This is a genomic window from Erythrobacter sp. BLCC-B19 (genome assembly GCF_028621955.1).
Taxonomy (GTDB): domain Bacteria; phylum Pseudomonadota; class Alphaproteobacteria; order Sphingomonadales; family Sphingomonadaceae; genus Erythrobacter.
Genome location: NZ_CP117516.1, coordinates 1187346 through 1205756 on the forward strand (window position 1 = coordinate 1187346; position 18411 = coordinate 1205756).

General features: G+C 67.1%; 19 protein-coding genes. 13 read left to right on the forward strand and 6 right to left on the reverse strand.

Annotated elements, in window-relative coordinates; genetic code table 11:
* The first annotated feature begins 28 nt into the window (after positions 1 to 28).
* The 8 genes from glnE (at position 29) to PS060_RS05460 (ending at position 10586) form a co-directional block, all read left to right on the forward strand.
* Entirely contained in the window at positions 29 to 2788 is a 2760-nt protein-coding gene (glnE, locus tag PS060_RS05425; protein WP_273986049.1) for a bifunctional [glutamate--ammonia ligase]-adenylyl-L-tyrosine phosphorylase/[glutamate--ammonia-ligase] adenylyltransferase, read from the forward strand.
* Positions 2785 to 3258 (forward strand): peroxiredoxin, encoded by a 474-nt coding sequence (locus PS060_RS05430; protein WP_273986051.1) that lies wholly within the window; start codon positions 2785 to 2787, stop codon positions 3256 to 3258. Before glnE ends, PS060_RS05430 begins: the two co-directional genes overlap by 4 nt.
* A 10-nt stretch (positions 3259 to 3268) precedes the next feature.
* Positions 3269 to 4060: a ferritin-like domain-containing protein gene (locus PS060_RS05435; protein WP_273986052.1), complete on the forward strand. Its 792-nt coding sequence runs from the start codon at positions 3269 to 3271 to the stop codon at positions 4058 to 4060.
* Between the two features lie 133 nt (positions 4061 to 4193).
* Positions 4194 to 4919 (forward strand): M23 family metallopeptidase, encoded by a 726-nt coding sequence (locus PS060_RS05440; protein WP_443112405.1) that lies wholly within the window; start codon positions 4194 to 4196, stop codon positions 4917 to 4919.
* A 286-nt stretch (positions 4920 to 5205) separates the two neighbouring features.
* Entirely contained in the window at positions 5206 to 6747 is a 1542-nt protein-coding gene (locus tag PS060_RS05445) for an acyl-CoA synthetase (protein WP_273986853.1), read from the forward strand.
* Positions 6744 to 8033 (forward strand): cytochrome P450, encoded by a 1290-nt coding sequence (locus PS060_RS05450; protein WP_273986054.1) that lies wholly within the window; start codon positions 6744 to 6746, stop codon positions 8031 to 8033. The genes PS060_RS05445 and PS060_RS05450 overlap by 4 nt, the downstream gene beginning before the upstream one ends.
* Positions 8034 to 8138: 105 nt before the next feature.
* Positions 8139 to 8768, forward strand: coding sequence for an OB-fold-containig protein (locus tag PS060_RS05455; RefSeq protein ID WP_273986055.1), 630 nt, complete (start codon positions 8139 to 8141; stop codon positions 8766 to 8768).
* A 12-nt stretch (positions 8769 to 8780) separates the two neighbouring features.
* Positions 8781 to 10586, forward strand: coding sequence for a flotillin family protein (locus tag PS060_RS05460; protein ID WP_273986056.1), 1806 nt, complete (start codon positions 8781 to 8783; stop codon positions 10584 to 10586).
* A gap of 38 nt (positions 10587 to 10624) precedes the next feature.
* Here the strand turns inward: PS060_RS05460 and PS060_RS05465 are convergent, their stop codons facing one another.
* On the reverse strand, positions 10625 to 11503 hold the full coding sequence (locus PS060_RS05465; RefSeq protein ID WP_273986057.1) for a UTP--glucose-1-phosphate uridylyltransferase: 879 nt from the start codon (positions 11501 to 11503) through the stop codon (positions 10625 to 10627).
* Positions 11504 to 11649: 146 nt separating this feature from the next.
* Between PS060_RS05465 and murA the strand changes: the two genes are divergently transcribed.
* Complete coding sequence (gene murA / locus PS060_RS05470; protein WP_273986058.1) at positions 11650 to 12930, forward strand: UDP-N-acetylglucosamine 1-carboxyvinyltransferase; 1281 nt, start codon at positions 11650 to 11652, stop codon at positions 12928 to 12930.
* Positions 12931 to 13038: 108 nt separating this feature from the next.
* Here murA and PS060_RS05475 read toward each other — a convergent pair whose 3' ends face one another.
* The 4 genes from PS060_RS05475 to PS060_RS05490 all read right to left on the reverse strand — a co-directional run bounded on the left by PS060_RS05475 (position 13039) and on the right by PS060_RS05490 (position 15407).
* Positions 13039 to 13266, reverse strand: a complete 228-nt coding sequence (locus tag PS060_RS05475; protein WP_273986060.1) for a ribbon-helix-helix domain-containing protein — start codon at positions 13264 to 13266, stop codon at positions 13039 to 13041.
* A 17-nt stretch (positions 13267 to 13283) separates the two neighbouring features.
* Complete coding sequence (locus PS060_RS05480) at positions 13284 to 13796, reverse strand: hypothetical protein (protein ID WP_273986063.1); 513 nt, start codon at positions 13794 to 13796, stop codon at positions 13284 to 13286.
* 179 nt (positions 13797 to 13975) lie between these two features.
* Entirely contained in the window at positions 13976 to 14953 is a 978-nt protein-coding gene (thiS, locus tag PS060_RS05485; RefSeq protein ID WP_273986064.1) for a sulfur carrier protein ThiS, read from the reverse strand.
* A 64-nt stretch (positions 14954 to 15017) separates the two neighbouring features.
* A complete protein-coding gene (locus PS060_RS05490; RefSeq protein ID WP_273986066.1) occupies positions 15018 to 15407 on the reverse strand; it encodes a MerC domain-containing protein in 390 nt (129 codons plus the stop codon).
* 157 nt (positions 15408 to 15564) lie between these two features.
* Here PS060_RS05490 and PS060_RS05495 point away from each other — a divergent pair, with 157 nt between their 5' ends.
* The 4 genes from PS060_RS05495 (at position 15565) to rpsI (ending at position 18117) form a co-directional block, all read left to right on the forward strand.
* The gene (locus PS060_RS05495) at positions 15565 to 16644 is read left to right on the forward strand and encodes a COX15/CtaA family protein (RefSeq protein WP_273986069.1); all 1080 of its coding nucleotides are present in this window, start codon (positions 15565 to 15567) and stop codon (positions 16642 to 16644) included.
* Positions 16641 to 16961, forward strand: a complete 321-nt coding sequence (cutA, locus tag PS060_RS05500) for a divalent-cation tolerance protein CutA (RefSeq protein WP_273986071.1) — start codon at positions 16641 to 16643, stop codon at positions 16959 to 16961. Before PS060_RS05495 ends, cutA begins: the two co-directional genes overlap by 4 nt.
* Before the next feature lie 161 nt (positions 16962 to 17122).
* Positions 17123 to 17602 (forward strand): 50S ribosomal protein L13, encoded by a 480-nt coding sequence (gene rplM / locus PS060_RS05505; protein WP_273986072.1) that lies wholly within the window; start codon positions 17123 to 17125, stop codon positions 17600 to 17602.
* On the forward strand, positions 17602 to 18117 hold the full coding sequence (rpsI, locus tag PS060_RS05510; RefSeq protein WP_273986074.1) for a 30S ribosomal protein S9: 516 nt from the start codon (positions 17602 to 17604) through the stop codon (positions 18115 to 18117). Before rplM ends, rpsI begins: the two co-directional genes overlap by 1 nt.
* 80 nt (positions 18118 to 18197) lie before the next feature.
* On the opposite strand, the gene PS060_RS05515 is transcribed toward rpsI, so the two are convergent.
* On the reverse strand, positions 18198 to 18395 hold the full coding sequence (locus tag PS060_RS05515) for a hypothetical protein (RefSeq protein WP_273986076.1): 198 nt from the start codon (positions 18393 to 18395) through the stop codon (positions 18198 to 18200).
* Positions 18396 to 18411 lie beyond the last annotated feature (16 nt).

Genomic DNA, 18411 nt, shown 5'->3' on the forward strand with positions numbered 1-18411 from the left:
CGTGTACGCGGGGCCAGAGAGGCGGGCGATGGGAGAGACACTCACACCAGACTGGGCGGGCGCGCTCCGCCGGGCGCGGGCCCATTCGCCGTTTCTGGCACGGGCGCTTGATCGTCAGCCCGATCTGGCCGCTTTGCTGGAAGCAGGCGAAGGCGCGGCCGCGCTGGCATGGGCGCGCACGCAGAGCCAGCACCCCGACGCAGAGATCGCGCTGCGGCGTGAACGCCTTGCCCTTGCCGCCGCACTGGCGGTGGGCGATTTGGCGGGCGCCTTCCCCCTCGCCCAAGTGGTGCACGAACTGACCGCCTTCGCCGACCGCGCGCTCGACACAGCGATCCGCACCGCGATCACCGAACGCACCGATCTGGACAGCGCGGATGGCTTCATCGCGCTCGCGCTCGGCAAGCAGGGGGCGGGCGAACTCAACTATTCCTCCGACATCGACCCCGTGCTGCTGTTCGATCGTGATCGCCTGCCGCGCCGGGCGAGCGATGATCCGGGCGAGGCTGCGCAGCGCTATGCCCGGCGGGTGGTGGCACTGCTGGCGGCCAACACCGCCGATGGCTATGCCCTGCGGGTCGACCTCAGGCTGCGCCCGGCGAGCGAGATCAACCCGCTGTGCGTGCCGGTGGGCGCGGCGCTGACGCATTATCAGGGCGCCGCGCTGGCGTGGGAGCGCGCCGCCTTTACCCGCGCGCGGGCAGCAGCGGGGGACATTGCCGCAGGCGAGGCGTTCCTCGCCCAGATCCGCCCCTTCGTGTGGCGCAGCCAGCTCGATTTTGGCGCGATCGAGGAGATCAGCGCGCTCACCATGCGCATCCGCGACAGTCACGCAGGCCCACCCCTCCCCGGCCCCGGCTTCGATGTGAAGCGCGGACGCGGCGGTATCCGCGAGATCGAGTTCTATGCGCAGACCCACCAGTTGATCCACGGCGGGCGCGATGTCTCGCTGCGGGTCAGGGGCACGCGCGCAGGCCTCGATGCACTGGCAGCGGCAGGCTGGATCGACGCCGAGAATGCGCGGGTGCTCGGCGAAGGCTATGACCGGCTGCGCGCCATTGAGCACCGCCTGCAGATGGTTCACGACCGCCAGACCCATGCCTTGCCCGAGGGCGAGGCGCTCGACAATGTTGCCCGGCTTGACGGGCTGGCGGATGGCGCGGCGCTGGTGGCGGAACTGACCGACCTCACCACGCGCACCGGGCGCATCTACGAAGAGCTGATCGGGCGCAGCGCCGCCGCCCCGGTCGCGGTCGCCATGCCCACAAGCCGCCTTGCCCGGCAACTCGGGGATTGGGGGCTTGCCGAACCCGAGGTGTTGGCCGAGCGAATCGAGACATGGCGCGACGGGCGTCATGCCGCGATCCGCTCACCCCAGGCGATCGAGGCGTGGGACAGGCTCGCACCCGCCCTCCTCGAAGCGATCGCGCACAGCGATGATCCGATGCGCGCGATCACCCGCTGGGAGCGCATCATCGAGAGCGTGCCTTCCGCGATCACGACGTTCCGCCTGCTCGACGCGCGGCCCGATCTCACGCGCCGGCTGGTCGCGGCGCTTACGCTTGCACCCGTCCTGTCTGACGAATTGGCGCGCAAGCCCGAACTGCTCGACACCCTGATCGACCGCGACGCGCTCGAACTGCCGGGCGAGGTGCCTGCGATCATGGCCCGGATGCGCGGCGCGGCGGTGCGCGAGGATTACGAGGCGCTGCTCGACGCAATCCGCATCGTGACCGGCGAGATCCGCTTCGCGCTCGGGATCCAGCTGATCGAAGGGCTGGCCGATCCGCTCGCGATTGCCCGCGCCCTGTCCCGCACCGCGGAGGCAGCGCTCCAGCTTGCGACGGACGCGACGGTGGCCGAATTCACCGCCAAGCACGGGCGCATTGGGGCAAGCGAGCTGCTGATTCTCGGCCTCGGGCGGCTGGGGGGCGGGGCGCTGACCCATGCGAGCGATCTTGATCTGGTCTACCTCTTCACCGGCGATTTCGCCGCGCAGTCAGACGGCCCGCGCCCGCTGGGCGGGACGATCTACTACAACCGTCTCGCCAGCCGGGTGAGCGCCGCGCTGTCGGTGCCGACCGCGCAAGGCGCGCTCTACGAAGTCGACACGCGCCTGAGGCCGCAGGGCAATCAAGGCCCGCTGGCGGTCAGCTGCGAGGCTTTCGGCAAGTACCAGCGCGAGGCGGCCTGGACGTGGGAGCACATGGCGCTCGCCCGCGCGCGGGTGCTCTATGGTTCGGCGGCGGCACGGGCGCAGTTGGAGGCGGTGCTGGCCGAGGTGCTCCACGCCCGGCGCGACAGGGCCGCCTTGCGTGAGGCAGTGCTGGGGATGCGCGCCGAGATGGCGAAGCACAAGCCGCAGGCCGGGCCGGTCGATGCCAAGCTCGCGCGCGGCGGGCTCGTCGACATCGAGTTTCTCGTTCACTACCTGCAATTGAAGGGCGAAACCGCCGATGGCTCTCCGCTGGCCGAAACGGCCCCCGAAGCGCTGTCGCCCGATCTCGAACAGGCGCTGGCGGGCCTTGCGGCCGCAGGCCTCGTCCCTGCCGATCTGGCCGAGCCGCATGGCCTGATGAGCCGGATGCTCGTCGCCGGACGCCTGCTCGCCCCCGATGGCCGCGAACCCCCGCCGTCGGGCGCGCGGGCGCTGGCGCGGGCCTGCGGGTGCGATTCCTACGCCGCGCTGCTGGAGGCTTTCGCCGCCGCGCGGGCAAGGGTCGCGCAGGTGTGGAAACAAATTCTGGGCACAGACATTCTCGCACACGAACAGGAGAACCCCGCATGAGCAACTTCCCCGGCGTCGGTGACGCCATCCCCGATATCGCCATGGAAACCCCCGAGGGCGGCAGCGTGAAACCGTCCGACTTTGCCGGTTCCAAGCTGGTGATCTTCTTCTACCCCAAGGACGACACCCCGGGCTGCACCACCGAGAACAAGGATTTCTCCGCGCTGAAAGACCAGTTCGAGGCAGCGGGCACCAAGCTTCTCGGCGTCAGCAAGGACCCGGCCAAGAAGCACGCCAAGTTCATCGCCAAGCACGGCCTCACCGCGCCGCTCGCCACCGATGCCGAAGAGGGCGGCCTGTCGGACGCGCTCGGCGTGTGGGCGGAAAAGCAGATGTACGGCAAGACCTACATGAGCATGGTTCGGGCGACCTATCTGATCGGGCCGGACGGCAAGATCGCGCGCATCTGGGACAAGGTGAAAGTCGCAGGGCACGCCGAGGAAGTGCTGGCAGCGGCCAAGGCGCTGTAAGCCGGCTTCCATGCAAACCATCGCCCGCGCCATCCGCGCCGCGCTTCTGACCGCAGAGCCGCGCGCCAAGTGCTTTGCCACCCGCCAGCTCGCGCGTGATTGGCGGCGGGGCAAGCTGGCGTGGGAATTCGACGTCGCGATGCCGGACCAGCCCGCCTGGCCCGACGCGCCCGAACTGCTCCCGCCGAATCGGATGCCCAAGCGCGGCAAGGGCGGCAGCGAGCGGGCGCGAATCGCGCTGTGGCACAGCCTTGCCCATATCGAATTCGTCGCCATCGATCTGGCGCTCGACATGGCCGGGCGATTCGGGGCCGGGATGGGCCGCGAATTCGTCGATGACTTTCTCAGCGTTGCGGCGGACGAGGCGATGCATTTCGCGCTGCTCGCCCGCAAGCTCGAGTCGATGGGCAGCCATTACGGCGCCCTGCCCGCACACGCCGGCCTGTGGGAGGCCGCCCACGCCACCCGCGCGGATGTCGCGGCACGCCTCGCCGTGGTGCCGATGGTGCTCGAGGCGCGCGGGTTGGATGTCACGCCAGCGACGCTCGAACGGGTCGCGGCCAGCGGCGATGCCCATGGCGCGAAAATTCTCGCCCGCATCCTTGACGACGAAATTCGCCACGTCGCGGCCGGCACCAAGCACTTTCTGCGCTGTGCCGAAATGGCGCGCGCGCAGCCCGAATCCCTGTGGCAGAGCCTCGTAAAACGGCACTTTCGGGGGCACGTTAAGCCGCCGTTCAACGACTCAGCGCGTCTTGCAGCCGGTTTGTCGCGCGGATTCTATGCAGAGATTGCGCATTAACGACTCACCCGGATAACCAAGGCTCAGCCAAGGCGCGCATCAGACGTGCCGGAATTTACCTTCGGTTCCACCTTCCGAAAAAGGCGGGCCGCAATCGGGATCCGGGTCCATTATGAATTTTGCCGTGCGCCACGTGTTGAAGCTCGCTTTCACAGCTTGCTCCGCAATTCTGGTTTCCGCCGCTGCTCCGGCCCTCGCCAATACCGCGACCGCCACGACCACCACCACCACCGCTGTCGACGTGACCGCACCGCTCAAGGAAGGTGAGACCCCGGTGGTCGACACCGGCGATGCGCGCTTCAAGTCGCTGTTCTCGAGCTGGAAGCAGCTGGAAGCCACCAGCCCGACGCTCGGCACGGGTGAAGAGGTGGTGACCGCCTATTCCTCGCCCGTCCCGACCCGCAGCATTTCGGTGCCGTCGCGGATGCCGCTCGAAGGCGCGCAGCTGACCAGCGGTTTCGGGATGCGCACCCACCCGGTGCTCGGCGGCCGTCGCCAGCACGCCGGGATCGATCTCGCCGCGCCGACCGGCACCCCGGTCTATGCCACCGCCGACGGCGTCGTCAGCCGCGCCGACTGGTTTTCGAGCTACGGCCTCTACATCAGCATCGAACATGGCGCTTCGATGCAGACCCGCTTCGGCCACTTGTCGCGTCTGGCGGTTGCCGCGGGCGACAACGTCAAGAAGGGCGACCTGATCGGCTATGTCGGGTCGACCGGCCGTTCGACCGGCCCGCACCTGCATTATGAAGTTCGCGTGGATGGGGTTGCAGTCAATCCAATTCCGTATATGGTGGAGAGCGAAGCACAGCTGGCCTACGCCCGCGATGCACGCCTGACCGGTCAGGGCGGCGAGTAAGCCCCCTCCCCCGCACGGCTATTCGAGATTGCTCGCTGTAGGCGAGCCGGACATTGGAGAGGGTGTCCGAACATGGGCGGCGGGTTATCCCGCCGCCTTTTTTTGCGTCTGCGGCCTAGGCTGATGCCGTGACGGCCTCGTGACAAATTGGCGGTCACCGCACACAAATTGGGTAGCATTTCCCGTACCGTTTTTGCTTGCGGGGGCGCGCGGCTTGCGTAACTTTCCCGGCCAAGCCGACAGCCGTCCACAGACGCGCGCGGCAAGGGAGAGAGAAGATATGTCGATGCACCCGATCGCCTATGCCGCGACCCGGCCCGACCACCCCGCCGTCATCATGACCGGATCGGGCAAGCAGATCACCTATGGCGAAATGGACGCGGAATCGAACCGCTTTGCCCACCTGCTGCGCGCGCACGGGATCGGCGCGGGCGATGCCTTTGCGGTGCTGCTGGAAAACCGGATCGAATACTTCACCCTGATCTGGGGCTCGCAGCGCGCGGGCACGATGCTGGTGCCCATCTCAAGCCGCCTGACCGCGCCCGAGGCGGCCTACATCATCCGCGACGCGCAGGCGAAGCTGCTGATCACCAGCGGCTATTTCAGCGGCATTCTCGGCGACATCCGCGCCGAGTGCCCCGGCCTTGCCGTGCTGGTGATGGATTCGGGCGATGCAGAGGATTTCGCGGCTTCGCTGGCGGCCCAGCCTGCCACGCCGATCCCCGACCAGAGCGCCGGTCTGCTGATGCTCTATTCCTCCGGCACCACCGGCCGGCCCAAGGGTATCCGCCCCGCGCCGCCCGAAGACCCCGATCCCGCTGCGCCCGTCCCGCTGCTGGGCCTTGCGACGATGGGCATGGGGATGCCGGCCGATGGCAGCATGGTCTATCTCTCCCCCGCCCCGCTCTACCACGCCGCGCCGATCGGCTGGTGTTCGGTCGTGCACCGGCTGGGCGGCACGGTGGTGATGATGGAGAAGTTCGATCCCGAAGAGGCGCTGAAGGCGATCGAGACCTACAAGGTCACCGACAGCCAGTGGGTGCCGACCCACTTCGTGCGCTTCCTGCGGCTCGACCCCGCGGTGCGCACGAAATACGACCTCTCAAGCCACCAGCGCGCGATCCACGCCGCCGCGCCCTGCCCGGTGCCGATCAAGCGCGAGATGATCGACTGGTGGGGGCCGATCGTGAACGAATACTACGCCGGCTCCGAGATGATCGGGATGACGCTGGTGAAGTCGGAACACTGGCTGATGAAGCCCGGCACGGTCGGGGTCGCGGTGCATGGCAAGGTTCATGTCTGCGGGCCCGACGGCGAAGAACTGGGGCCGGATGAGGACGGGCTGATCTTCTTCGAGAACGTCAACCTGCCGACCTACCACAATGATCCCGACAAGACCCGCGAGGCGATGCATCCCAAGGGCTGGATGACGCTGGGCGACATCGGCCATTTGGACAAGGACGGCTTCCTGTTCCTGACCGACCGCAAGAGCCACATGATCATCAGCGGCGGGGTCAACATCTACCCGCAGGAAATCGAGAACCTGCTCGTCACCCACCCCAAGGTGATGGACGCCGCCGTGATCGGCGCCCCCTGCCCTGACCTTGGCGAAAAGGTCGTCGCGGTGGTGCAGCCGCGCGACATGGCGCAGGCCGGGGCGGCGCTGGAGGCGGAGCTGCGCGAATTCCTGAGCGGCAGCCTCTCCAAGATCAAGATGCCCAAGCTGTTCGACTTCCGCGCCGACTTGCCGCGCGAGGCCAACGGCAAGCTCTACAAGCGCGAGCTGCGCGATGAGTATGCGGCCAAGGCCAAGGAAGCCGCGGCATGAGTGAGGCTGTCCTTTCGGGCGACCTCGCCCGCGCGGTGATCGACCCGCACGGCTATGCGCAATGGGACGGGCTGCTCGACACCTTCGACCACATCCGTGCGACCACCCCGGTGGCAAAGGTGCAGCCCGACACGCCGGGGCTGTTCGATCCCTTCTGGCTCGTCACCCGCTATGACGATGTGATGCGCATTTCGAAGGACAACACCGCTTTCCTCAACAACCCGAGGCCCGTGGTGTTCAGCTTCAACCAGGCGATCGAATTCAGCCGCGCGGCGACGGGTTCGAATATGCTGGTCGATTCGCTGGTGGTGTTCGACGCGCCGGTGCATCCCAAATACCGCAAGCTGACCCAGGAATGGTTCATGCCGCGCAACCTCGCCAAGCTTGAGGGCGAGCTGCGCGCGCTGGCGGCCCGCACCGTCGAGAACATGATCGCTTCCGGCCCGGAGGTGGACTTCGTCAAGCTCGTCTCCGGCCCCTATCCCTTGCGTGTGGTGATGCAGATCCTCGGCGTGCCGCCCGAGGATGAATTCCGGATGCAGATGCTCACCCAGCAGCTGTTCGGCGGGCAGGACAAGGACTTGTCGGGCACCGGGATGGATCAGATGACCCCCGAACAGGTCGTCCAGATCGTCGCAGGCGCCGTGAAGACCTTCGAGGACTACTTCGCCGCGCTCGCCGAAGATCGCAGGAAGAACCCGACCGACGATGTGGCAAGCGTCATCGCCAATGCGCTGGTCGACGGCCAGCCGCTCCCGCCGCGCGACATGGCGGGCTATTACATCATCGTCGCCACCGCCGGGCACGACACCACCTCGGCCAGCACCGCAGGCGCGATGCAGGCGCTGGCGAACGATCCCGAACAATACGCGCGCGTGCGCGCCGATCGCTCGCTGCTCCCCGGCATCGTCGAGGAAGCGATCCGCTGGACCAGCCCGGTGCAGCACTTCATGCGCACCGCAGCCGAAGATTGCGAGCTGGGCGGGCAGCAGATCAAGGCGGGCGACTGGCTGATGATCAACTATGTCGCGGCCAATCACGATCCTGCGCAGTTCCCCGACCCGCGCCGGTTCGATGCGGCCCGTTCGCCCAACCGGCATCTTGCCTTCGGCGCAGGCGCGCACCAGTGCCTCGGCCTGCATCTGGCGCGGCTGGAGATGAAGATCCTGTTCGAGGCGATCCTCGATCGGGTCGCGGCGGTCGAACCGGCAGGCGCCGCAGCGCGGGCCAGCAGCACCTTTGTGGGCGGCCTCAAGACCCTGCCGCTGAAGGTGACGCCGGCCTGAAAATCGGCATCGGCCTGTCCGATTTTCCTGTTACCCCCTCGCGGTTTGTCCTAGTTTTACCGCCATGGGATACGAAGTCCGCCTCGACTGGGCGGGGGCAGCGGCATGAGCCTGCTTGAACCGCACAACCTGCCGTTCGTGATCGCGCTCGCGATGCTGGCGGTGATCGCGCTGGTGCAGGTCACGGGCGCGGCCGATCTGCTGGACGGCGCGGGCGATGCCGATGCCGCCGATGGGCTTGAACTTGGCGGGCTGGGCGATGCGCTGACCGCCTTGCTCGGGCTTGGCCGGGTGCCGCTGCTGATCTGGCTCGCCAGCCTGCTGCTGATGTTCGGCAGCCTCGGCCTGATCGGGCAGGCCTGGATTGCCGACCTCCTCGGCGCGCCGCTTTCGGCCGGATGGGCGATGCTGGCGGCGGGTGGCGCAGCGCTGCCGCTCAACAGCCTTGCCATGCGTCCGCTGGGCGCGGTGATCCCCAAGGACGAGACCACCGCGATCGATCTCGACGATCTGGTGCGGCGCGATGCCGAAATCCAGATCGGCACGGCGCGCACCGGCTCCCCGGCCCGCGCCAAGGTGATCGACATTCACGGGCAGGCCCATTTCGTCATGGTCGAACCCCATGACGCTGCAACCGAATTGCGGACGGGTGACACCGTCCTGCTGGTGCGCCGCGAAGGCCAGACCTTCTTTGGCGTGCTCTATGAAAGCCCGTTGCTCGGGCTGGACCGTTAAAGGGGAACGCAAATGTCTTTGACCACCACCACCACCGGTGACGTCGTCGCAACCGGCGATCTGGCCACCTCGACCGGAGACCTCATCACCTATGGCGTGGTCGGCGTCAGCGCCGTGCTGTTCGTGGTGGTGTTCTTCGCCTTCCTCGTCCGGCTCTACCGCCGCGCGACCAAGGAAACCGCCTTCGTGCGCACCGGCCTTGGCGGGGAGAAGGTGGTGATGAACGGCGGCGCGCTGGTCTTCCCGGTGTTCCACGAGGCGATGCCGGTCAACATGAACACCCTGGTGCTGCCGGTGGTGCGCCGCGATACCGAGGCGCTGATCACGCTCGACCGGCTGCGGATCGACGTGAAGGCCGAATTCTACGTCCGCGTGCGTCCCGATGCGGCGGCCATCGCGATGGCGGCGCAGACCTTGGGCCAGCGCACGATGCAGCCCGATCTGCTCAAGGATCTGGTCGAAGGCAAGTTCGTCGACGCGCTGCGTTCGGTCGCGGCCGGCATGACGATGAACGAGCTGCACGAACAGCGCGCCGATTTCGTGCAGAAGGTGCAGCAGGTCTCGTCCAACGACCTCGCGATGAACGGGCTGGAGCTGGAGTCGGTCTCGCTCACCGGGCTCGACCAGACCAGCATCGAACACTTCAACGCCAACAACGCCTTCGACGCCGAGGGTCTGACCAAGCTGACCGAACAGATCGAGGCGCGCAAGAAGCTGCGCAACGACATCGAGCAGGACACCCGCGTCCAGATCGAGACCAAGAACCTCGAAGCCAGCAAGCGCAGCTTCGAAATCAGCCGCGACCAGGAATATGCGCGGCTCGAACAGGAGCGCGAGGTCGAAGTGCGCCGCGCCGCCCAGTCGGCGGAGATCGCGCGCGAGCAGGCCGAGCGCAACCGCGAGGCCGAAGCCGCCCGGATCGAGGCGAAGAAGCAGGTCGATGCCCAGCAGATCGAGGCCGACCGGCTGGTCGAGGAGGCGCGCATCATCCAGCAGCGCGCGCTCGAAATCGCCCGGCAGGAACAGCAGATCGCGGTGCAGAACAAGAGCCGCGAGGAAAGTCAGGCGAAGGCCCAGGCCGATGAAGCCCGCGCCAAGGCGGTCGAGGCCGAGGAACGCGTCGCCACCGCGCGCGAAAGCGAAATCGCCGAGCGCCAGAAGAAGATCGAGCTGATCGAAGCGGCCAAGCAGGCCGAACGCGACGCCATCGGGGTCAAGGTGCAGGCCGAGGCCGAAAAGGACGCTGCCGCCAACCGCGCGCAGGCGCTCAAGCTTGAAGCATCAGGCGAAGCGGAGGCCGAAAAGCTGCGGGCGGAAGCCGCCGCGGTGCGCTTCGAAGTCGAAGCCGCGGGCCAGCGCGCGATCAACGAGGCGGCCAACATCCTCTCAAGCGACCAGATCAGCCTCCAGACCAAGCTGGCGCTGCTCAAGGTGCTGCCCGAGGTCATCCGCGAGAGCGCCAAGCCGATGGAAGCGATCGATTCGATCAAAATCGTGCAGGTCGATGGCCTTACCAATGGCGGGCGGGCGGCCAATGATGGCGGCGCGGGCGGCGGTTTGGGCGGCGGGTCAGGCTCGGGCAACCTCGCCAGCGATGCGGTCGCAGCAGCGCTCGCCTACCGCGCGCAGGCACCGGTGCTCGACGGGCTGATGAAGGAACTGGGGCTCGACGGATCGTCGCTGTCCGGGCTGGTCAAGGGTGCAGCGGAGGCTGAGGCAGAACCGGCTCCGCCTGCCCCGGCCAAGCCCGCCAAGCCCAAGGCCATCGCGCGCGACAATGACGCAGGCGATGCGCCCACCGGCGAAGCGGCGGAGTAACGCAAGGGTCGGGGGGCGGTGGTGCCGCCCCTCAGCCGCTACTTGAGCAAATCCAGCGCAATCGCGCGCACTTCGGCGCCCATGTCCGGGCGGGACAGCGCGATCGCCAGCGTCGCTTCGACAAAGCCGACCTTGCTGCCGCAGTCATAGCGTGCGCCATCGAAAGTGACCGCGTGGAACGGCTGCTGGCCGATCATCTTGGCCATCGCGTCGGTCAGCTGAATCTCGCCGCCTGCGCCCTTGCCCTGGTTTTCCAGCACCCGCATCACCTCGGGCTGCAAGATGTAGCGGCCCGAGACGATCTTGTTCGAAGGCGCTTCGGCGACCGGGGGCTTTTCCACCAGCCCCTTCACCTCGGTCAACGCGCCGTTGGACGCGCCGGGGTCGATCACGCCATAGGACGAGACCTGCTCCATCGGCACTTCGAGCACCGAGATCAGGTTTCCGCCGACCTGATTATAGGCCTCGACCATCTGCTTCATGCAGCCGCTGCCGCCTTCGCGGGCGACCATCAGCTCGTCCGGCAGGAAGATCGCGAAAGGCTCGTCGCCCACGATGGCACGGGCGCACCAGATCGCATGGCCGAGGCCGAGCGGCACCTGCTGGCGCACCGCGATCACATCGCCGGGCGTGGCGCGCGCGCAATCGAGCACCGACAGGTCCTTGCCGCGTTCGGACATGGTCTTTTCAAGCTCGAAGGCGATGTCGAAATGCTCGACGATGCCGGTCTTGCCGCGCCCGGTGACGAAGATCATCTGCTCGATCCCCGCCTCGCGCGCTTCGTCCACGGCGTACTGGATCAGCGGACGGTCAACCACCGGCAGCAGTTCCTTGGGCACAACCTTGGTCGCGGGGAGGAAGCGAGTGCCGAGGCCGGCAACGGGAAAAACGGCTTTACGGATCGGCTTGGGGGACATTTTACGCCTTCGCTTGATCAAATCAGAACATCGACCGCCCGCGTTTTTCTTTGTGCCGTGCCGCGCCGCGCGAGGAAGGTCAATCACCCATCCACACCCAGCCTGAGCGATTTGCACGAATTGCGCTTTTCGCTAAGGCAGGAGCCATGGACAAACTCATCATCCGCGGCGGCAACCGCCTTTCCGGCTCGATCCCCATTTCCGGCGCCAAAAACGCCGCGCTCACGCTCATTCCGTGCGCGCTGCTGACCGAAGAGCCGCTGACGCTGCGCAACCTGCCGCGCCTTGCTGACATCGACGGGTTCCAGCACCTGATGAACCAGTTCGGTGTCACTACCGTGATACAGGGGACCCGGCCCGAAGATTTCGGCCGGGTGATGAGCCTTGAGGCGACCCGCATCACCTCCAACGTCGCGCCCTATGATCTGGTGCGCAAGATGCGCGCCTCGATCCTGGTGCTGGGGCCGATGCTGGCGAGGAGCGGCGAGGCGACCGTCTCGATGCCCGGCGGCTGCGCGATCGGCAACCGTCCGATCGACCTCCACCTCAAGGCTCTGGAAGCCTTCGGGGCCAAGATCGAGCTGGCGGCCGGCTATGTGAAGGCGATGCAGCCCGATGGCGGGATGCCGGGGGGCGATTTCGACTTCCCGGTGGTGAGCGTCGGCGCGACCGAGAATGCGCTGATGGCCGCCGTGCTGGCGAACGGCACCAGCCGCTTGTTCAACGCTGCGCGCGAGCCGGAGATCGTCGACCTGTGCAATATGCTCGTCGCGATGGGCGCGGAGATCGAGGGGATCGGCACCTCCAACCTCACGATCCACGGCGTCAAGCGCCTCCACGGCGCGACCTACCGCGTGATGCCCGACCGGATCGAGGCCGGCTCCTATGCCTGCGCTGCGGCGATCACCGGGGGCGAAGTGCGGCTTGAGGGCGCGCGCGCGGACGAGATGATGGCGACCATCCATGCCCTGCAAGCCATCGGCTGCGACGTGTCGTGGGACGCCAAGAGCGTCACTGTCGGCGCGAGCGGCCCCTTGAAGGCGACCAACCTCACCACCGCGCCCTATCCGGGGCTTGCCACCGATATGCAGGCCCAGCTGATGGCGCTGCTGTGCAAGGCCGAAGGCGCGAGCGTGCTGAAGGAAACGATCTTCGAAAACCGCTTCATGCACGTGCCCGAACTGGCGCGCATGGGCGCCGACATCACCACCGAGGGCCGCACCGCGATCGTCAAGGGTGTCGACCGCCTGACCGGCGCGGAAGTCATGGCGACTGACCTGCGCGCCTCGATGAGCCTCGTGATCGCCGCCCTCGCCGCCGAAGGCGAGACGACGGTGCGCCGCCTCTACCACCTCGACCGCGGCTATGAGCGGCTGGAGGAGAAGCTTCAGCTGGTGGGCGCCGATATCGAGCGAGTGGACGACTGAGGCCCATACCTCGTCATTGCGAGCGCAGCGAAGCAATCCATGGCCTGAGCTTGCCGCAGACGGTCGGTCCATGGGTTGCCGCGGCCTTCGGCCTCGCAATGACGACGGTCAGGCGTTCACCACCAGCCACACCCGGATCGCGCTGGCGAGGCCGGGAGGCGTGGGCGATTTGATCCGCTCGGCATCGATGCGGGCGACGAGGGCGGCGACCGCCAGCCCCTCGCGTGCGGCGGCGGCCTTCAGCATTGCCCAGAACAGCGGTTCCAGGCTGATCGAGGTCTGGTGGCCTGCGATGCTCAGCGAGCGCTTGACCGGTGGGTGATAAGGCGACGTCATCCGTGCCCCATTACCACTTAAGCCGCTTCGAAGTCGTCCACATATTCGGGGAGGAACACCGGCTCGCGCTCGGACCAGCCGGGCGCGGTGGCGGCGGCTTCGCTCAAGCTTTGCAGCAGCAGCTTGCGGCGCTGCGGGGCGATGCTCGGCAGGGCGCTGGCAGCGCAGAAGGCGGCGGGCAGGTACGGCCGCACCCGCGCGCCAAGCAGGCGTTCATAGAGGAAGCGGAAGGCCGAGAAGCTCGCCAGCCGTTCCTGCTCCAGATCGAAAGCCGCAAGGCGCACCAGCTTGCCGAGGAAGCGTTCGACCTCGAAGGGGGTGCCCTCTTCGGGGATCAGCCCGCGCAAGGCTTTCAAATCCTGATAGGCAACATATTGCTGGCGGATCGCGGTATTCTCGTGCTCGGAGCGGCCCCAGCGCCGGAAGGCGTCGGTGCGGGCAAGGCCGATGTCGAGGCTGCGCTTGATGTAACGCTGCTCGGCAGGGGCGAACCCGGCGAATTCCCGCATTTCGGCGATCGGCATCATCATGGCGCGTCTCCTTCGGACGGGGAGAACGTCGCACGCCATGGTTAATTAAGCGTTAGGTAGAGTCTTTGTTGTCCGCAGCCCATCCGGGCTGCGAAATCCTCGCGCCCTTTGGGCGCTGCGGGCGGCCGGTCGGCCTTGCGGCTGCTGCGCAGCCGTTTCACCGTCACACGCTGGGTTGGTTAGATGAGACCCGCCAGCGGCGAGCTCGGATCGGCATACATCCGCCGCGCCATACGGCCCGCGAGGTAGGCCTCGCGCCCGGCTTCGACTGCGAGCTTCATCGCGCGGGCCATGCGGATCGGGTCTTTGGCTTCGGCGATGGCGGTGTTCATCAGGATGCCGTCGCAGCCGAGTTCCATGCCGACTGCCGCATCCGAGGCCGTGCCGACGCCTGCGTCGACCAGCACCGGCACCTTCGCGCCTTCCACGATCAGGCGGATCATCACCTGATTCTGGATGCCGAGGCCTGAGCCGATCGGCGCGCCCAAGGGCATGATGGCGACCGCGCCGGCATCTTCGAGCTGCCGCGCCGCAATCGGATCGTCGGCGCAATAGACCATCGGCAGGAAGCCCTCCTTGGCCAGCACCTCGGTCGCCTTCAGCGTCTCGCGCATATCGGGATAGAGCGTGCGCGCCTCGCCCAGCACTTCGAGCTTGACGAGATCCCAACCCCCCGCCTCGCGCGCCAGCCGCAAGGTGCGGACGGCCTCGTCACCGGTGAAGCACCCCGCGGTGTTGGGGAGGTAGGTGATCTTTTTGGGGTCGATGAAGTCGGTCAGCATCGGCGCCTTGGGATCGGACACATTCACCCGCCGCACCGCGACGGTGACGATCTCTGCGCCGCTGGCCTCAACCGCGGCGGCGTTCTGCTCGAAGCTCTTGTATTTGCCGGTGCCGACGATCAGGCGGGAGCGGAAAGTGCGGCCCGCGACCGACCAGGTGTCCGCCGCATGATCCCCCCCGCCGACGAAGTGGACGATCTCCAGCACATCGCCCTCGGCCAGCATCGCCTCGCCCAGCGTCGAGCGGGGGACGATCTCGCCGTTGCGTTCGACCGCGACCTTCTCAGGCGCAAGGTCCAGTTCGCGCACGAGGTCGGCGATGGTCGTGGCGCCAGTCCGGTGCGGCGCGCCGTTGAGGGTAATGCTCTTGCTCATGGCGCGAGACATAGGCGCTCGGCCACGCGGTGCAACAGCGCGTTTTGGTCAGTGCGGGACTTGCTCAGTGCGCGGCGCGCAGGTTCAGCCAGTGCGCGACCGAAACCAGCCCCACGCCCAGCAGCGTCAGCACGAATTCGTTGGTGCCATGCGGCACGATCAGCGCCGCCGCCATCAGCGCCAGACCGCCGAGCGCGATGACGAACGGCAGCGCGCGGCGGTGGCGCACCAGACCCCAGCCCATCGCAACCGCCGCCACCACCAGCGCCAGCCCCAGGCCGATGCGGTGGATGTTCTCTTCGAGCAGGAAATGTCCGCCCAGCCCGAGCGCCGAGACGATCACCAGCGTCAGCAGGCAATGCACCGCACACAGGCCCGCCAGTCCGATCCCGAGATAGTCGAGTCGGCGCCGGCGCGAGGGGCGACTCGCAGGGGGAAGGGCATCATGCGGCATGATCACAGGGGCAAATATGTGATGTTGTTACATTCTGCAAGGTGCGATGCGGAATTGTCGCCCGGCGTCCGGGCAGCGCGCGCTTGCGCCTGTCGCACCGGGGCTTGCGGCAAACGGGCTTGCGCCGCGCCGCGAGCAGGGACAAAGAGCGCTGGTCATGGCCACGTCCGCCCCCAAGTCGTCCAGCGTGTCGAACCTGTTCGCCGCTCCGCCGCACACCCGCGCTCGCCCGCTGGCGGTCGCGCGCTGGCTTGAGGCGGTGGCCGCACTGGTGATGCTGATCGTGGTGGTCGGCGGCATCACCCGCCTGACGGAGAGCGGGCTTTCGATCACCGAATGGAACGTCGTCAGCGGTATCCTCCCGCCCCTCACCGAAAGTGCCTGGGCGGCTGAATTCGCCAAATACCGCCAGACGGCCGAGTTCCGCATGGAAGCCGGCCCGGCGGGGATGGATCTGGCGGCGTTCAAGTTCATCTTCTTCTGGGAATGGTTCCACCGCATCCTTGGCCGGGTGATCGGGCTGGCGTTCCTGCTGCCGCTGGTGATTTTCGCCGCGCGGCGGATGATCCCGACAGGTTATGGCTGGCGGCTGGCGGCGATGTTCGCGCTGATCTGCGGGCAGGGCGCGCTGGGGTGGTACATGGTGTCCTCGGGCGTGGGGAACACCGATCTCACCGATGTCAGCCACTTCCGCCTGTCGGCCCATCTGCTGACCGCGCTGTTCCTGCTGGCAGGACTGGTGTGGACGGCGCGCGATCTGCGCAACCTCGCCCGCGATCCGGCCTCGCGCCCGGCGCCGCTGCGAGCCGGGGCTGCGCTGGTGGGGGCGGTGCTGTTTGTCCAGCTGCTGCTGGGTGCATGGGTCGCCGGGCTCAATGCCGGCCATGCCGCCTATGACTGGCCGCTGATGAACGGGCACTTTTTCCCTGAGGCCGACTGGTCGAAGGGCGCCTTGTGGGCTGTCACCCATGATCCCTTCCTGCTGCAATTCCTCCACCGCTGGTGGGCCTGGGTCGCCGTCGCGGCGCTGGTATGGCTGGCGCGGGCGATCCGCAAGACCGATCGGTTCGCATCGGTCGCCGTCCATTCCGCCTTCGGGACGATGGTATTGCTCGGCATCGCCACAGTGATGAGCGAGGTTTCGCTGTGGGTCGCCGCTGCGCACCAGCTGGTCGGTGCCCTGACCGTGGCCGCAACCGTGTGGGCGATGCACAGCTATGGACGCGCGCAGCGATGAGCGGTGCGGCGCTGGTCTGGTGCCCCTTCCCCGACGCCGACAGCGCCCGCGCCGCCGCCGATGCGCTGCTCGATGACCGGTTGATCGCCTGCGCCAACCTCTTCGGCAGCATCGAAAGCCGCTTCGTGTGGGACGGCGCCCGCGCCACCGGGAGCGAGGTCGGCGTGCTGTTCAAGACCACCGCCGGGCGGCTCGAGGACGTGATCGAACGGCTTGGCGCGCTGCATCCCTATGATACCCCGGCGATCATCGGCTGGCAGGCCGATGCGGCCCATCCGGCGACGCTGGCATGGCTGTTCGGGAGCGTTTCGGGCTAGCGGTATTATTTTACCGCATCCAAAAACCGCCCTTTTGCTTGACTTTCGCGCCCCTGACCGACATTTGCGCGCCACTTCCCTCCCGGCTCGGCCGCAGGAGGGGTGATTCTTGGCGGATCATCTCCGTCCAGGAGCAGTTTCGAACCAAGGACACCACAGCCATGAAGGCGCTCAGCAAGCAGACCCGGTCGATCAAACCGGCCGAGGTCGAAAAGAACTGGCACATCATCGACGCCGACGGTCTCGTCGTCGGTCGTCTTGCCTCGATCATCGCCAACATCCTGCGCGGCAAGACCAAGCCGAGCTACACCCCGCACGTCGATTGCGGCGATCATGTGATCGTCATCAACGTCGACAAGGTGAAGTTCACCGGCAACAAGATGGGCGACAAGGTCTATTACAAGCACACCGGCCACCCGGGCGGCATCAAGGAAACCACCCCGGCCAAGGTGCTGGGCGGCCGTTTCCCCGAGCGCGTGCTCGAAAAGGCGGTGGAACGCATGATTCCGCGCGGCCCCCTCGGCCGCAAGCAGATGAAGGCGCTGCACCTTTATGCCGGCACCGAACACCCGCATGACGGCCAGAAGCCGCAGGTGCTCGACGTCGCTTCCATGAACCGCAAGAACAAGGTGGCCGCATAATGGCTGACGAAACCACCACCGTCTCGGATCTCGCCGATCTCAAGGACATCGCCGCTGGCGTCCCGCAGGGTGACGCTGCCGAAATCGCCCGCGTTGCCGCTCCGCTGCGTGACCGTGAAATCGACGCGCAGGGCCGTTCCTACGCCACCGGCCGCCGCAAGGATGCGGTTGCCCGCGTGTGGGTCAAGCCCGGCACCGGCAAGATCACCGTCAATGGCCGCGATCAGGAAGTGTACTTCGCACGTCCGACCCTGCGTCTGGTGATCAACCAGCCCTTCACCATCACCGACCGCACCGGCCAGTACGATGTCATCGCCACCGTGCGCGGCGGCGGTCTGTCGGGTCAGGCAGGCGCCGTGAAGCACGGCATCGCGCAGGCGCTCAGCAAGTATGAGCCCGAGCTGCGCGCCGCGGTGAAGGCCGAAGGCTTCCTCACCCGCGACAGCCGCGTGGTCGAGCGCAAGAAGTACGGCAAGGCCAAGGCCCGCCGCAGCTTCCAGTTCTCGAAGCGCTAATCGCGTTTCCTTACCGGACACAGAAAGGGCGGCTCCCGCGAGGGGGCCGCCCTTTTGTCATGCAACGCCGCAGGGGAACATCAGCGTTGCAACAGCAAGATCCCCCAGGCGAGACCGCTGCCGGACAGAAAGATCGGCCATGACCAGAAGAACTTGGCCTGTGCCAGGTGCACCATGTGGATCGCCAGCGGCCCGGCGCTCACCCCTTGCGAGCCAATCACCATCGCCAGCGTGGCCGACAGGATCGCGCCGAGCGTCAATGCCTTGATCATGTCCATTGCCGTTCCCCTCTTC